Genomic DNA, 14,393 nt, shown 5'->3' with positions numbered 1-14,393 from the left:
CCGCAGCCACCGCTTACTTGATGTCCACGCCGTAGAAGGTGTGGCGGCCGAAGGGGCTGAGCTTGAAGTCGATCACTTCCTTGCGCACCGGCTTGAGCTGCACCGCGTGCGCGATGGTGAACCACGGCGCCTGCTCCTTGAAGATGAGTTGTGCCTTCTTGTAGAGCGCGTCGCGGTCGGCCTGCTTGGTCGTGCTCTTGGCCTTGACCACGAGGTCCTCGTAGGGCTGGTAGCAGAACTTCGAGATGTTGCTGCCGCTGGCCGACTTGGCCGAGGCGCAGCCCAGCAGCGTGTAGAGGAAGTTGTCGGGATCGCCGTTGTCGCCGGTCCAGCCCAGCATGCCCATCTGGTGCTCGCCGGCCTGCAGCCGCTTGCGGTACTCGCCCCATTCGAAGCTCTTGATCTCGGCCTTGACGTTGATCTTGGCGAGGTCGGCCTGCATCAGCTCGGCGATGCGCTTGGCGTTCGGGTTGTAGGGCCGCTGCACCGGCATGGCCCACAGGTCGGTCGAGAAGCCGTCGGGGAAGCCGGCCTGCGCCAGCAGCTTCTTCGCGGCCTCGGGATCGTAGGGGTCGTCCTTCACCGCATCGTTGTAGGACCACATGGTCGGCGGGATCGGGTTCTTCGCGGCCACGCCGGTCGAGAGGTAGACGCCGTCGATGATCGCCTTCTTGTTGATCGCCATGTTGATGGCCTTGCGCACGCGCACGTCGTCGAAGGGCTTCTTCGTCGTGTTGTACGAGAGGTAGCCGACGTTCAGGCCCGGCTGCTCGAGCACCTGCACGTTCGGATCCTTGCGGATCGCGTCGAGGTCGGCCGGGTTCGGGTAGGGCATGACGTGGCACTCGCCCTTCTGCAGCTTGGCCCAGCGCACCGAGGCGTCGGGCGTGATCGCGAACACGAGGTCGTCGATCTTGGCCTTGCCGCCCCAGTACTGCGGGAAGGCCTTGAAGCGGATGATCGCGTCCTTCTGGTACTGCACGAGGTAGAACGGACCGGTGCCGATCGGGTCCTGGTCGACCTTCTCGGGCGTGCCGGCCTTGAGCATCGCGATCGCGTACTCTTTCGACTGGATGCCCGCGTACTGCATCGCGAGGTTGGCGAGGAACGGCGCCTCGGCCTGGTTGAGCGTGATCTTCACCGTGTAGTCGTCGACGCGGTCCACCGACTTCAGCAGCTTGGGCATGCCCATGTCGTTGAAGTAGGAGTGGTTCTGGCTCGTGACCTTGAAGAAGGGATCGCTCTCCTTCCACTGGCGATCGATCATGAAGATGAAGTCGTCGGCGTTGAAGTCGCGCGTGGGCTTGAAGCTCTTGCTCGTGGTGTGCCACTTCACGCCCTTGCGCAGGTGGAAGGTGTAGACCGTGCCGTCGGCCGAGATGTCCCACTTCTCGGCCAGGCCCGGCACGACCTTGGTGCCGCCGCGCTCGAACTCGACGATGGTGTTGTAGACCTGCGTGGTCACGTCGAACGAGGTGCCGGTGGTGTTCATGCCCGGATAGAAGTTCTCGGGGCTGCCCTCGGAACAGTAGACCAGCGTCTTGGCCGACACCGCGCCGCAGGCCAGGGTCAGCGCCGCGATCGCCACGGGTGCCAGCAGCGCCAGCCGTCGTGCGCGGCGCGGGAGGAGGGAACGGTTCGTCATGGGAACTCCTTGAGACACGGGTTGGAGAAAACGGAAAGCGGGTTTCAGGGATTCATCGCGACGGGCGCGACGAACGGCGGTGCCGACGGCAGGTCGGCGCGTACCACCGGCGCGCCTTCGAGAAAACGCTCGGCGTAGTGGCAGGCGACGCGCCGCTGGTCGAGCTCGCGCAGCACGGGCCGCTCGTCGCGGCAGCGCTGCGTGACATGCGGGCAGCGCGTGCTGAAGACGCAGCCCGTGGGCGGCGACAGCGGCGACGGCAGCTCGCCCTTGAGCACGATGCGCTGGCTGCTGAGGCCCGGCGTGGAGGCCAGCAGCGCCTGCGTGTAGGGATGCAGCGGGCGCTCGAAGATGCGCGCCTTCGGCCCCTGCTCCACCGCATGGCCGAGGTACATCACGAGCACGTCGTGCGCGATGTGGCGCACCACGCCGAGGTCGTGCGAGATGAACAGGTAGGCCAGGCCGAGCTCGGCCTGCAGGTCGGCCAGCAGGTTCAGCACCTGGGCCTGGATCGACACGTCGAGCGCCGACACCGGCTCGTCGGCCACCACCAGCCGCGGCTCGAGCATCAGGGCGCGCGCGATCGCGATGCGCTGGCGCTGGCCGCCCGAGAACATGTGCGGATAGCGGTTGGCATGCTCGGGCCGCAGGCCCACGCGCGCGAGCATCTCGCGTGCCTTGGCGGCACGCTCGGACTTGCCGAGCGTGGTGTTGATCGCGAGCGGATCCTCGAGCACCGCCGCGACCTTCTTGCGCGGATTGAGCGAGCCGTAGGGGTTCTGGAACACCAGCTGCACGGCCTGGCGCAGTTCGCGGCGCCGCTCGGACGGCGGGTTCACGGCATCGTGGCCGACCAGCGTGAGCTGGCCCGCCGTCGGCTTCTCGATCAGCGCGACCATGCGCGCGAGCGTCGATTTGCCGCAGCCCGATTCGCCGACCACCGCGAGCGTGCGGCCGCGCTCGAGCCGGAACGAGATGTCGCCCACCGCGCGCAGTTGCGCGCTCGGGCGGAACAGACCGCGGCGCACCTCGTAGATGCGCTGCAGGTTCTTCGCCTCGACCACGATCTCCGCGGCGCTCACGATGCGGCCTCCTCGACGCGCGGCAGGCGCGGCCGGTCGCGCTCGATCGCGGCCATGCGCCCGGGCTCGCCGAGCGGGAAGTGGCAGCGCACCTGCGCGCCGGGCAGCGCCTCGACGCCGCGCAGGGCCGGGCGCACCTGGCAGGCGCGCGTCGTCACGTAGCCGCAGCGCGGCGCGAACAGGCAGCCCGCGGGCCGGTCGTGCACGCCGGGCACCACGCCCGCGATGGTGGCGAGCCGGCCGTCGGGCGGCGCGCGTTCGGGCAGCGCGGCCAGGAGCGCCTCGGTGTAGGGATGCTGCGGCGTCGCGAACAGCCGGTCCACGCGCTGCTGCTCCATCACCTGGCCCGCATACATCACGGCGATGCGCTGCGCCATCTCGCTGACCACGCCCATGTTGTGCGTGATCAGCACCAGCGCCATGCCGCGCTCCTTCTGCAGCTCGCGCAGCAGGTCGAGGATCTGCGCCTGGATCGTGACGTCGAGCGCGGTGGTCGGCTCGTCGGCGATCAACAGGCGCGGGTTGCAGGCGATCGCCATCGCGATCATCACGCGCTGGTTCATGCCGCCCGAGAGCTGGTGCGGATAGCTCGAGAGGCGCGACGACGCGGCCGGGATGCCGACCTGCTCGAGCAGTTCGGTGGCGCGCTTCTTGGCCGCGCGCCGGTCGAGCCCGAGATGCAGGCGCAGCGTCTCCATCAACTGGAAGCCGATGGTGAAGCAGGGGTTGAGGCTGGTGGTGGGCTCCTGGAAGATCATCGCGACCTCCTTGCCCACCAGCGCGCGGCGCGCCTTGTCGGAGATGCCGAGCAGGTCGCGGCCCGCGAAGCGCATGTGGTCGGCGCGCACGCGGCCCGGGAAGCCGATCAGCCCCATCAGCGCCATCATGGTCACGCTCTTGCCCGAGCCCGACTCGCCGACGATGCCGAGCACCTCGCCCTCCTCGAGCGAGAGGCTCACGCCGTCGACCGCATGCATCACGCCGCCCTGGGTCGGGAATTCGACGTGCAGATCCTGGATGTCGAGCAAAGGCATCGATGCGTTCCCTTGCTTCAGCGCTTGAGCTTCGGATCGAGCGCGTCGCGCAGACCGTCGCCCAGCAGGTTGAAGGCCAGCACCGCCGCGAGGATGGCGAGGCCGGGGAAGGTCACGACCCACCAGGCGCGCAGCACGAACTCGCGCGCATCGGCCAGCATGGTGCCCCACTCGGGCGACGGCGGCTGCGCACCGAGGCCGAGGAAGCCGAGCGCGGCGGCGTCGAGGATGGCGGTGGAGATGCCGAGCGAGGCCTGCACGATCAGCGGCGCCGCGCAGTTGGGCAGCACCTCGCGGAACATCAGGCGCAAGGTGCCGGCGCCGCTGACGCGCGCCGCGGTCACGTAGTCGCGCGAGACCTCGGCGATGACGGCCGCGCGCGTGATGCGCACGTAGTGCGGCAGCACGACGATGGCCACGGCGAGCATCGCGTTGATGAGGCCCGGCCCGAGGATGGCCACGATCACGATCGCGAGCAGCAGGCTCGGCAGCGTGAGGATGATGTCCATCAGCCGCATGATCGCGATCTCGAGCACGCCGCGGAAGAAGCCCGCGACCAGGCCGAGCACCACGCCCACCACCACCGAGAGCGCGACCACCGCGACGCCGATCGACAGCGACAGGCGCGCGCCGTGCATCAGGCGCGAAAGGATGTCGCGGCCGATGGCGTCGGTGCCCAGCAGGTAGGTGAGCGAGCCGCCCTGCTGCCAGGCCGGCGGCTGCAGGAACACGGCGCTGTTGGTCTGGTTGGGCGCATGCGGCGCGATCCACGGCGCGAGCAGCGCGACCAGCAGCAGCACGACGATGGTGGCGAGGCCGATCACCGCGCCGCGGTTGGCGCTGAAGGCGCTCCAGAATTCGCGCCAGGGGCTGGGCGGCACCGTGGCACCGGAGGTGGCGCTGGGAAGGGTGTGGGTCGAGGCCATGGATTCAGCGCCGGATGCGGGGGTTGATGACGCCGTAGGTCAGGTCGACCAGCAGGTTGACCAGCATCACGATGCCGCCGAGCAGCAGCATGCCGCCCTGCAGCACCGGATAGTCGCGCCGGCCGATGGCCTCGATCAGCCACTTGCCGACGCCGGGCCACGAGAAGATGGTCTCGGTGAGGATGGCGCCGGTGAACAGCACGCCCACCTGCAGCCCGATCACCGTGACGACCGGGATCAGCGCATTGCGCAGCGCATGCAGGCCCACCACGCGAAAGCGCGACAGGCCCTTGGCGCGCGCGGTGCGGATGTAGTCCTCGCCGAGCACCTCGAGCATGGCCGAGCGCGTCATGCGCGCGATCACCGCCAGCGGCACCGTGCCCAGCACCACGGCCGGCAGCACGAGGTGGTGCAGCGCCGACCAGAAGGCGTCGATCTCGCCGGCGCGCAAGGCATCGAGCAGCAGGAAGCCGGTGTCGGGCTCGACGTAGTACTGCACCGAGATGCGGCCCGAGACCGGCGTCCAGCCGAGCTGCACCGAGAAGAAGAGGATGAGCAGCAGGCCCCACCAGAAGATCGGCATCGAGTAGCCGGTCAGCGAGGTGGCCATCACGCCGTGGTCGAAGATCGAGTTGCGCCGCACCGCGGCGAGGATGCCCGCGGGCAACCCCAGCAACAGCGCGAACGCGATGGCGCAGATCGCGAGCTCGATGGTGGCCGGGAACAGCGCGAGGAACTCGTTCATCACCGATTCCTGCGTGATCAGCGACTTGCCGAGGTCGCCGTGCAGCACGCGCGCGATGTAGATGCCGTACTGCACGATCACCGGCTTGTCGAGGCCGTAGGCCGTGAGCAGCTCGGCATGGCGCGCGGGGTCGATCCCGCGCTCGCCGGCCATGGTCTCGATGGGGTCGCCCGGCACCAGCCGGATGAGGAAGAAGGCAAGCAGCGTCATGCCGAAGAAGGTCGGCACCAGCAAGCTCACGCGCGTGAGGAGGAAGCGAAACATCGACCCGCAATATGCAAGATCGATGCCGCGGCCCCACCCGGGCCGAACCCTTACTTTTTGGCGTCGCGCAACTCTCTGCGCAGGATCTTTCCGACCGGTGTCTTCGGCAGGTCAGTGCGAAACTCTACGATTCGCGGCTGCTTGTAACCCGTAAGGTTTGCTCTGCAATATTCGCGCACCTGCGCCTCGGTGAGCGACTCGTCCTTCTTCACGATCACGAGCTTCACGGCCTCGCCGGTCTTCTCGTCGGCAACGCCCACGGCCGCGCATTCGAGCACGCCCGGAATCTGCGCGACCACGTCCTCGATCTCGTTCGGGTACACGTTGAAGCCCGACACCAGGATCATGTCCTTCTTGCGGTCGACCACCTTGAAGTAGCCGCGCTCGTCGACCACGCCGATGTCGCCGCTCTTGAAGTAGCCGTCGCTGGTCATGACCTTCGCGGTCTCGTCGGGGCGCTGCCAGTAGCCGGCCATCACCTGCGGTCCCTTGATCGCGATCTCGCCGGGCTCGCCGAGCGCAACCTCGTTGCCGTTGTCGTCGAGCAGCTTGAGCCAGGTGCTCGGCAGCGGCACGCCGATGGTGCCGGTGTAGGCCTTGCTGTCGGTCGGGTTGCAGGTGGTCGAGGGCGAGGTCTCGGACAGGCCGTAGCCCTCGCAGATCGGGCAGCCGGTCTTCTCGAGCCAGAGCTTCGCGACCGCGGCCTGCACCGCCATGCCCCCACCCAGCGAGACCTTGAGGTTCGACCAGTCGACGGTGTTGAAGTCGGGATGGTTGGCCAGGCCGTTGAACAGCGTGTTGACCGCCGGGAAGCTGTGGACCGTGTGCTTCGACAGTTCCTTGAGCACCGCGGGCAGGTCGCGCGGATTCGGGATCAGGATCAGCTTGCCGCCCGTGCGCATGCTCAGCATCATGCCGACCGTGAACGCGAAGATGTGATAGAGCGGCAGCGCGCACACGCTCGTGGGCTGCTGGCCCGCGGGCACCTTGCGCATCACCGGCTCGTTCCAGGCCTCGGACTGCAGCACGTTGGCGATCACGTTGCGATGCAGCAGCACCGCCCCCTTCGATACGCCCGTGGTCCCGCCGGTGTACTGCAGCACCGCGACATCGTCGGCGCCGATGGCCGGCGTCTGCAGCGTGCGGCCCGCGCCCTGGTCGAGCGCATCGTTGAAACGCACCGCGCCCGGCAGGTTGAAGGCCGGCACCAGCTTCTTGACGTTGCGCACCACGTAGTTGACGAGCGCGCCCTTGAGGAAGCCGAGCCGGTCGCCCATCGAGGCCAGCACGATGTGCTTGACCGGCGTGGCCGCGATGCACTGCTGCAGCGTGACGCCGAAGTTCTCCATGATGATGATCGCCTTCGCGCCCGAGTCCTTGAGCTGGTGCTCGAGCTCGCGCGGCGTGTACAGCGGGTTCACGTTCACGAGGATCAGGCCCGCGCGCAGGATGCCGGCCACCGCGATCGGGTACTGCGGGCAGTTGGGCATCATGGCCGCGACTCGGTCGCCCTTGGCGAGGCCCAGGCCCTGCAGGTAGGCCGCGAAGGCCTTGCTGAGCTTGTCGGTCTCGGCATAGCTCACGTCCTTGCCCATGAAGCTGTAGGCCGTGCGGTCGGCGTACTTCGAGAAGCTCTCTTCCATGAGGCCGACCAGCGACGCGTACTGCGATGGGTCGATGTCGGCAGGCACGCCTTGCGGGTAACTGCAGAGCCAGGGACGATCGGTCATGGATGTGTCTCCTCCGGAGTCGGATTGGGATGAAAACGAAAACGGCGCCTGAGCGGCGCCGTAAGGGTTTGCCCGCAGAGCGCGGGCCGGGACGGAACCTCGGCCTATTCGATGGCCTTGCCCATATCTTCCACTACTTTTTTAGCATCGCCAAAGACCATCATGGTCTTGTCCATGTAGAACAGCTCGTTGTCCAGGCCCGCGTAGCCGGCGGCCATGGAGCGCTTGTTCACGATCACCGTCTTGGCCTTGTAGGCCTCCAGGATCGGCATGCCGTAGATCGGGCTGCCCTTGGTGTGCGCGGCCGGGTTCACCACGTCGTTGGCGCCCAGGATGATCGCCACGTCGGCCTGGCCGAACTCGCCGTTGATGTCCTCCATCTCGAACACCTGGTCGTACGGCACCTCCGCCTCGGCCAGCAGCACGTTCATGTGCCCCGGCATGCGACCGGCCACCGGATGGATCGCGTACTTCACCGTGATGCCCTTCTCGGTGAGCTTGGCCGCGAGCTCCTTGACCGCGTGCTGCGCGCGGGCCACCGCCAGGCCGTAGCCCGGCACGATCACCACCGTCTCGGCGTTGCCCAGCACGAAGGCCGCGTCGTCGGCGCTGCCGCTCTTCACGGGGCGCTGCTCCTTCGCGCCGCCCGTGGCCGCCGCAGCGTCGCCGCCGAAGCCGCCCAGGATCACGTTGAAGAACGAGCGGTTCATCGCCTTGCACATGATGTAGCTCAGGATCGCGCCCGAGCTGCCCACCAGGCTGCCCGCCACGATCAGCATCGCGTTGTTCAGGCTGAAGCCGATGCCCGCGGCCGCCCAGCCCGAGTAGCTGTTGAGCATCGACACCACCACCGGCATGTCCGCGCCGCCGATCGGGATGATGATCAGCACGCCCATCACGAAGGCCAGCGCGAGCATCGCGAAGAAGGCCGTCCAGTTCTCCGTCGCCATGAACACGAGGCCCAGGCCCACGGTCGCCAGGCCCAGCACGAGGTTCAGCATGTGCTGGCCCGCGAACTGCACCGGCGCGCCCTGGAACAGGCGGAACTTGTACTTGCCCGAGAGCTTGCCGAAGGCGATCACCGAGCCGCTGAAGGTGATGGCGCCGATGGCCGCGCCCAGGAACAGTTCCAGGCGGTTGCCCGCGGGGATCGGATCGCCCTTGAGCGCGATGTTGAAGGCATGCGGCTCGGCCACGGCGGCCACCGCGATGAACACGGCCGCCAGGCCGATCATGCTGTGCATGAAGGCCACGAGTTCGGGCATCTTGGTCATCTCGACCTTGTTGGCCATGTAGGCGCCGAGGCCCCCGCCCACGACCAGCGCGACCAGCACGTAGCCCAAGCCGGCCGGGTTGCCGTTGGCCAGCTTCCAGATCAGCGCGCCGGTGGTCAGCACGGCGATCGCCATGCCGGTCATGCCGAAGACGTTGCCGCGGATCGAGGTGGTGGGATGGCTCAGGCCCTTGAGCGCCTGGATGAAGCAGATGCTGGCCAGCAGGTACAGCAGGGTGACGAGGTTCATGCTCACTTGGAAGCTCCCTCGGCGGCTGCGGGCGCGGCCTTCTTTTCCTTCTTCTTGAACATCTCCAGCATGCGCCGCGTGACCAGGAAGCCGCCGAAGACGTTGACCGCCGCCAGCGCGACGGCCAGCACGCCCATGGTCTTGCCCAGGCCGGTCTCGGTGAGCGCGGCGGCCAGCATGGCGCCCACGATGACGATCGCCGAGATGGCGTTGGTCACGGCCATCAGCGGCGTGTGCAGCGCGGGCGTGACGGTCCACACCACGTGGTAGCCCACGTAGATGGCCAGCACGAAGATGATGAGGTTGATGACGGTGTGAGAGACGATGTCCATGGTTTCTTCTCCTCGCGTGTTCGCTTACTTCTTCGTGACCTGGCCGTCCTGCGTGACACGGCAGGCGGCGACGATGTCGTCCTCGAGGTCGATCTTCAGCGTGCCCTCCTTGGTCAGCACGAGCTTGAGGAAGTCGAGCACGTTGCGCGCGTACAGCGCAGAGGCGTCGGCAGCCACCAGCGCGGCGAGGTTCGTTTCGCCGACGATGGTCACGCCGTGCTTGACCACCGTCTTGTCGGCTTCGGACAGCGGGCAGTTGCCGCCCACGCCATCCGGGCCCTTGCCGGCGGCGATGTCGACGATGACGCTGCCGGGCTTCATGGACTTGACCATGTCCTCGGTGATGAGGGTCGGCGCGGCACGGCCCGGGATCAGCGCGGTGCTGATGACGACGTCGGCCAGCGCCACGCGCTTGGCGACCTCGGCCTGCTGGCGCGTGAGCCAGCTCGCGGGCATCGGGCGCGCATAGCCGCCCACGCCTTCGGCGGCGTCCTTCTCTTCCTGGGTCTCGTAGGGCACGTCGATGAACTTGCCGCCCAGCGATTCGATCTGCTCCTTGACGCTGGGGCGAACGTCCGAGGCCTCGATGACCGCGCCCAGGCGCTTGGCCGTGGCGATGGCCTGCAGGCCCGCGACGCCCACGCCGAGGATCACGACCCGCGCGGCCTTCACGGTGCCGGCGGCGGTCATCAGCATCGGGAAGAAGCGCTGGTACTTGTCGGCCGCGATCATCACGGCCTTGTAGCCCGCGATGTTGGCCTGGGAGCTGAGCACGTCCATGCTCTGGGCACGGGTGGTGCGCGGCGCGGCTTCGAGCGCGAAGCCGGTGAGGCCGGCGGCGGCCACGCGCTGCAGGCCGGCGGCGTCGAAGGGGTTGAGCATGCCCACGAGCACGCTGCCGGACTTGGCGAGCGCGCATTCGGCGTCGCTCGGGGCGCGCACCTTGAGCACGATGTCGGCACCGAAGGCGCCGGCCTGGTCGGTGATCTCGGCACCGGCCGCCTGGTAGGCCGCGTCGGTCGCGCTGGCCGGCACGCCCGCGCCGCTCTGCACACGCACCGTGTGCCCCAACGCCACCAGTTTCTTCGCCGTCTCCGGGGTCACGGCCACTCGGGTTTCGCCTGTCGTTGTCTCGGCAGGCACGCCTATCAGCATAGAGTTCTCCTCAGGGCAAGGTGCAGCGCGAAATGCGGGCGAAGCTTACAGCAAGACATTCGGCCCGATCTGTCGCGCAAGGGGCGAAGTATCCATGCTCCAACGTCCGTGGCTGCTGAAAATCTAGCTATCCATTTGATAGCTTATTGGTGATGGATCGAGGCCTTTCCCTCTGACGCGCTGTAAGGAAACCGGTCTCAGGCGGCGCCGGCGCGGCGGCATCGTGCGGCGCAAAAACAACGCCGGCGTTTGCACGAACTTCGTGTCATCTACAGGACAAAGATGTAGGCCTTTGTAATCATTCTTCCATGGATTGATTTAAAAGAAGGGTTCATGTGCATTAGTTGCAGGGCAGATTGCTTACCTTAGACGCAGATAGATACACTTCGCCTCACTTGGAGCCGTACACAGAGGCGGCCCATGGGAGGAAGTAAGGGGGTAAAAAAATGCGCATTGCTGTCCTCGACCACGAGGCCCATCAGAGAAAACTGATTCATCAGACCATGGCGTCGCTCGGGCACGAGTGCCATGAGTACGCGGACGGAAAATCGCTGCTGCATTCGATGCGGCGACAGACCTTCGATCTGCTGCTTCTCGACTGGCACCTGCCCGACATCCGCGGCCTCGACGTGGTGAAGACGATTCGCCACGACCTCAAGAGCCGGTTGCCCGTGCTGTTCGTCACCGCACGGCACGACGACGCAGACATGGTCGCCGGGCTCAACGCGGGAGCCGACGACTTCATGAGCAAGCCGATCCAGGCCACCGAGCTCGAGGCGCGCGTCAACGCCCTGCTGCGGCGCTCGTACCCCGCGCAGCACGAGACCGAGCTGGTCTTCGGCCCCTACCATTTCTATCCACCCTCGCGAACGCTCAAGGTGCGCGGCATGCCGGTCGAGCTCAAGAACCGCGAGTACGAACTGGCGCTGTTCCTGTTCCAGAACCTCGGCCGCCTGCTGTCGCGCGAGCACCTGCACGAAGCGGTATGGGGCCTGGGCGTCGAGGCGCTCTCGCGCTCGCTCGACACCCACATCTCGCGCCTGCGGACCAAGCTCGACCTGCGGCCCGCCAACGGCTTCCTGCTGCTGGCGATCTACGGGCTCGGCTACCGGCTCGAAACGGTCGAAGCCGGCCAGCTCGGCGCACGCGGGGGCGAAGCGCGCAGCTCCTGAGCGGGTTCGCGTCCAATACGGGGATGATTCGCGCGGCGGCGTGCCAGCCCATGGCCCGCCTTCCGCGCGAGCGTCGAAGGAATCCATCCCCATGAACACCACCGTCCGCTGGAAACCCAACGTCACCGTCGCCGCGGTGATCGAACGCGAGGGCCGCTTCCTGCTGGTCGAGGAGCGCACGGAGCAGGGCCTGCGCCTCAACACCCCGGCCGGCCACCTCGATCCCGGCGAATCACCGGCCGAAGGCTGCGCGCGCGAGGCGCTCGAGGAAACAGCCCATGCCTTCGTGCCGACCGCGCTGGTCGGCATCTATCTCGCGCGTTCGGCCGACGATCCCGCCGTGACCTACATGCGCTTCGCCTTCAGCGGCGAGCTCGGCGAACGCGAAGCGGGCCGGGCACTCGACACCGGCATCGTGCGCACGCTCTGGATGACGGCCGACGAGATCCGCGCCAGCGTGGCGCGGCATCGCAGCCCGCTGCTGCTGCAATGCGTGGAAGACCACCTGGCCGGCCAACGGCATCCGCTGGACCTGATCCACGTCGACGATTCGGTGCGGCAAGAGCCGCGCTGAGCAGCGCTCAGACGATCACGCCGCCGCCCAGGCAGCGTTCGCCGTCGTACAGCACCGCCGACTGGCCCGGCGTCACCGCCCATTGCGTCTGGCCGAAGCGCAATGCAAAGGCATCGTCGCGCGGAGCTTCGTCGCCGGCCACCATCTCGCAGGCCGCGTCGGCCTGCCGATAGCGCGACTTGGCCCCATAGGCACCCGGCACCGGCGGCTCGCCCGCCACCCAGCTCGCGTCGTCGGCGCGCAGCGAGGTCGACAGCAGCCAGGGATGGTCATGGCCCTGCACCACCCACAGCGTGTTGTTCTCGACGTCCTTGCGCGCCACGAACCACGGCGAATGGTCGCCCGCGCCGCGTTGCGCGCCTTTTTCCTTCACGCCGCCGATGCCCAGCCCCTGCCGCTGGCCCAGCGTATAGAAGCTCAGGCCCTGGTGCTCGCCGAGCCTGCGGCCGCGGTCGTCCTTGATCGGGCCCGGTTCCTTCGAGATGTAGCGGTTGAGGAATTCGCGGAACGGCCGCTCGCCGATGAAGCAGATGCCGGTCGAGTCCTTCTTCTTCGCGTTCGACAGGCCGATCTCCTCGGCGATGCGGCGCACCTCGGTCTTGTGCAGCTCGCCGACCGGGAACAGCGTCTTCGACAGCTGCGCCTGGTTCAGGCGGTGCAGGAAGTAGCTCTGGTCCTTCGAGGGGTCGAGCCCCTTGAGCAGCTCGTGCCGGCCCGTAGCCTCGTCGAGCCGCACGCGCGCGTAGTGGCCGGTGGCGATCTTCTCGGCGCCCAGGCGCATCGCATGGTCGAGGAAGGCCTTGAACTTGATCTCGGCATTGCACAGCACGTCGGGATTGGGCGTGCGGCCGGCCTTGTACTCGCGCAGGAACTCGGCGAACACGCGGTCCTTGTAGTCGGCCGCGAAGTTCACGTGCTCGATCTCGATGCCCAGCACGTCGGCCACGCTGGCGGCGTCCACGAAGTCGATGTTCGACGAGCAGTACTCGCTGTCGTCGTCGTCTTCCCAGTTCTTCATGAAGATGCCGACCACCTCGTGCCCCTGCTGCTTGAGCAGGTGCGCGGTCACCGCGGAATCCACACCGCCGCTCAGCCCGACCACGATCCGTTGCTTTGCCATAGGGGCGACATTGTCCCAGCCCCGGCGAGGCGGGGTCGGCGTGGGGGAAATCGGGGGCGCCCGTTCAGGCGCGCAGGCTGTCGCGGATGCGGGCCAGCAGCTCGTAGGAGCGCAGCCGCGAGGCGTGGTCGAAGACCTGCGAGGTGATCATCAGTTCGTTGGCGCCGGTGCGCTCGATGAAGGCCTCCACGCCCGCGCGCACGGTGTCGGGAGAGCCCACGGCCGAGCACGACAGCACCGAGTCGAGCAGCGCGTTCTCGGCCGGGCCGACCTTCTGCCGGTAGCCCTCGACCGGCGGCGGCAGCCGGCCGGGCCGGCCGCTGCGCAGGTTGACGAAAGCCTGCTGCCACGAGGTGGCGCGGAACTCGGCCTCGGCGTCGGTGTCGGCCGCGAACACGTTGAAGCCCAGCATCACGTAGGGCTTGGCAAGCTGCGCCGAGGGCTTGAAGGTCTCGCGGTAGATCTGGATCGCCTGCATCATCTGCTGCGGCGCGAAGTGCGAGGCGAAGGCATAGGGCAGGCCCAGGTGGGCGGCCAGCTGCGCGCCGAAGGTGCTCGAGCCGAGGATCCACACCGGCACCTCGAGCCCCGCGCCCGGCACGGCGCGCACCGCCTGCTGCGGGTTCTTCGACATGAAGTCCATCAGCTCGATCACGTCCTGCGGGAACTGGTCGGCGTCCGATTCGAGATTGCGGCGCAGCGCGCGCGCGGTGCGCTGGTCGGAACCGGGGGCGCGGCCCAGGCCCAGGTCGACGCGGCCCGGGTAGAGCGACTCGAGGGTGCCGAACTGCTCGGCGATGACCAGCGGCGAATGATTGGGCAGCATCACGCCGCCGGCGCCGATGCGGATCGTCGAGGTGCCCGCGCCCACGTGCGCCAGCAGCACCGCGGTGGCCGCGCTGGCAATGCCCGGCATGCCATGGTGCTCGGCGAGCCAGTAGCGGCGGTAGCCGAGCTTTTCGCCGTGCTGCGCCAACGACAGCGAGTTGCGAAAGGACTGCGCGGCATCGCTGCCTTCGACGATCGGGGAGAGGTCGAGGATCGAGAAATCGGTCATCCGCCGATCATGGCGCGAAGCGCCCGCGAACGCT

13 protein-coding genes are annotated in these 14,393 nt (G+C 67.7%); 2 read left to right on the top strand and 11 right to left on the bottom strand.

What is annotated here, in order from left to right:
• Positions 1–13 precede the first annotated feature (13 nt).
• The 9 genes from AC1HIL_RS06985 to AC1HIL_RS06945 all read right to left on the bottom strand — a co-directional run bounded on the left by AC1HIL_RS06985 (position 14) and on the right by AC1HIL_RS06945 (position 10,436).
• Complete coding sequence (locus tag AC1HIL_RS06985) at positions 14–1,645, bottom strand: ABC transporter substrate-binding protein (RefSeq protein WP_479671456.1); 1,632 nt, start codon at positions 1,643–1,645, stop codon at positions 14–16.
• Positions 1,646–1,689: 44 nt separating this feature from the next.
• Positions 1,690–2,727 carry a peptide ABC transporter ATP-binding protein gene (locus AC1HIL_RS06980; RefSeq protein ID WP_479671455.1) on the bottom strand — a complete coding sequence of 346 codons (1,038 nt, stop codon included), beginning with the start codon at positions 2,725–2,727 and terminating at the stop codon, positions 1,690–1,692.
• Positions 2,724–3,761, bottom strand: a complete 1,038-nt coding sequence (locus AC1HIL_RS06975) for an ABC transporter ATP-binding protein (RefSeq protein WP_479671454.1) — start codon at positions 3,759–3,761, stop codon at positions 2,724–2,726. Before AC1HIL_RS06975 ends, AC1HIL_RS06980 begins: the two co-directional genes overlap by 4 nt.
• Before the next feature lie 17 nt (positions 3,762–3,778).
• Positions 3,779–4,687, bottom strand: a complete 909-nt coding sequence (locus AC1HIL_RS06970; protein ID WP_479671453.1) for an ABC transporter permease subunit — start codon at positions 4,685–4,687, stop codon at positions 3,779–3,781.
• A gap of 4 nt (positions 4,688–4,691) precedes the next feature.
• Positions 4,692–5,696 (bottom strand): ABC transporter permease subunit, encoded by a 1,005-nt coding sequence (locus AC1HIL_RS06965; RefSeq protein ID WP_057593818.1) that lies wholly within the window; start codon positions 5,694–5,696, stop codon positions 4,692–4,694.
• A 50-nt stretch (positions 5,697–5,746) separates the two neighbouring features.
• A complete protein-coding gene (locus AC1HIL_RS06960; RefSeq protein WP_479671452.1) occupies positions 5,747–7,426 on the bottom strand; it encodes a long-chain-fatty-acid--CoA ligase in 1,680 nt (559 codons plus the stop codon).
• A 104-nt stretch (positions 7,427–7,530) separates the two neighbouring features.
• Positions 7,531–8,955, bottom strand: coding sequence for an NAD(P)(+) transhydrogenase (Re/Si-specific) subunit beta (locus tag AC1HIL_RS06955; protein ID WP_203204009.1), 1,425 nt, complete (start codon positions 8,953–8,955; stop codon positions 7,531–7,533).
• Positions 8,952–9,281, bottom strand: coding sequence for an NAD(P) transhydrogenase subunit alpha part 2 (locus tag AC1HIL_RS06950; protein WP_057591510.1), 330 nt, complete (start codon positions 9,279–9,281; stop codon positions 8,952–8,954). The genes AC1HIL_RS06955 and AC1HIL_RS06950 overlap by 4 nt, the downstream gene beginning before the upstream one ends.
• Before the next feature lie 24 nt (positions 9,282–9,305).
• Positions 9,306–10,436: a Re/Si-specific NAD(P)(+) transhydrogenase subunit alpha gene (locus AC1HIL_RS06945; RefSeq protein WP_479671451.1), complete on the bottom strand. Its 1,131-nt coding sequence runs from the start codon at positions 10,434–10,436 to the stop codon at positions 9,306–9,308.
• A gap of 446 nt (positions 10,437–10,882) precedes the next feature.
• On the opposite strand from AC1HIL_RS06945, the gene AC1HIL_RS06940 reads away from it, so the two are divergent.
• Both AC1HIL_RS06940 and AC1HIL_RS06935 read left to right on the top strand, forming a co-directional pair.
• Positions 10,883–11,608 carry a response regulator transcription factor gene (locus AC1HIL_RS06940; RefSeq protein ID WP_261215433.1) on the top strand — a complete coding sequence of 242 codons (726 nt, stop codon included), beginning with the start codon at positions 10,883–10,885 and terminating at the stop codon, positions 11,606–11,608.
• A 91-nt stretch (positions 11,609–11,699) separates the two neighbouring features.
• Positions 11,700–12,182, top strand: a complete 483-nt coding sequence (locus AC1HIL_RS06935; RefSeq protein WP_057597609.1) for an NUDIX hydrolase — start codon at positions 11,700–11,702, stop codon at positions 12,180–12,182.
• 7 nt (positions 12,183–12,189) lie between these two features.
• Here AC1HIL_RS06935 and mnmA read toward each other — a convergent pair whose 3' ends face one another.
• Together mnmA and AC1HIL_RS06925 are read right to left on the bottom strand one after the other, a co-directional pair.
• Positions 12,190–13,302: a tRNA 2-thiouridine(34) synthase MnmA gene (gene mnmA, locus AC1HIL_RS06930; RefSeq protein ID WP_479671450.1), complete on the bottom strand. Its 1,113-nt coding sequence runs from the start codon at positions 13,300–13,302 to the stop codon at positions 12,190–12,192.
• A 64-nt stretch (positions 13,303–13,366) separates the two neighbouring features.
• Positions 13,367–14,359 (bottom strand): LLM class flavin-dependent oxidoreductase, encoded by a 993-nt coding sequence (locus AC1HIL_RS06925; protein WP_057597607.1) that lies wholly within the window; start codon positions 14,357–14,359, stop codon positions 13,367–13,369.
• Between the last annotated feature and the right edge of the window lie 34 nt (positions 14,360–14,393).

Source organism: Variovorax sp. ISS6, assembly GCF_056523145.1.
Note: the sequence above shows the minus strand (reverse complement) of the source record. Positions and strands in the feature narration are given on the sequence as shown.

Coding starts and splice junctions, on each gene's coding strand:
- AC1HIL_RS06985 (WP_479671456.1), bottom strand. CDS start 1,645: ATGACGAACCGTTCCCTCCTCCCGCGCCGCGCACGACGGCTGGCGCTG.
- mnmA (WP_479671450.1), bottom strand. CDS start 13,302: ATGGCAAAGCAACGGATCGTGGTCGGGCTGAGCGGCGGTGTGGATTCC.
- AC1HIL_RS06950 (WP_057591510.1), bottom strand. CDS start 9,281: ATGGACATCGTCTCTCACACCGTCATCAACCTCATCATCTTCGTGCTG.
- AC1HIL_RS06975 (WP_479671454.1), bottom strand. CDS start 3,761: ATGCCTTTGCTCGACATCCAGGATCTGCACGTCGAATTCCCGACCCAG.
- AC1HIL_RS06940 (WP_261215433.1), top strand. CDS start 10,883: ATGCGCATTGCTGTCCTCGACCACGAGGCCCATCAGAGAAAACTGATT.
- AC1HIL_RS06960 (WP_479671452.1), bottom strand. CDS start 7,426: ATGACCGATCGTCCCTGGCTCTGCAGTTACCCGCAAGGCGTGCCTGCC.
- AC1HIL_RS06970 (WP_479671453.1), bottom strand. CDS start 4,687: ATGGCCTCGACCCACACCCTTCCCAGCGCCACCTCCGGTGCCACGGTG.
- AC1HIL_RS06925 (WP_057597607.1), bottom strand. CDS start 14,359: ATGACCGATTTCTCGATCCTCGACCTCTCCCCGATCGTCGAAGGCAGC.
- AC1HIL_RS06965 (WP_057593818.1), bottom strand. CDS start 5,696: ATGTTTCGCTTCCTCCTCACGCGCGTGAGCTTGCTGGTGCCGACCTTC.
- AC1HIL_RS06945 (WP_479671451.1), bottom strand. CDS start 10,436: ATGCTGATAGGCGTGCCTGCCGAGACAACGACAGGCGAAACCCGAGTG.
- AC1HIL_RS06935 (WP_057597609.1), top strand. CDS start 11,700: ATGAACACCACCGTCCGCTGGAAACCCAACGTCACCGTCGCCGCGGTG.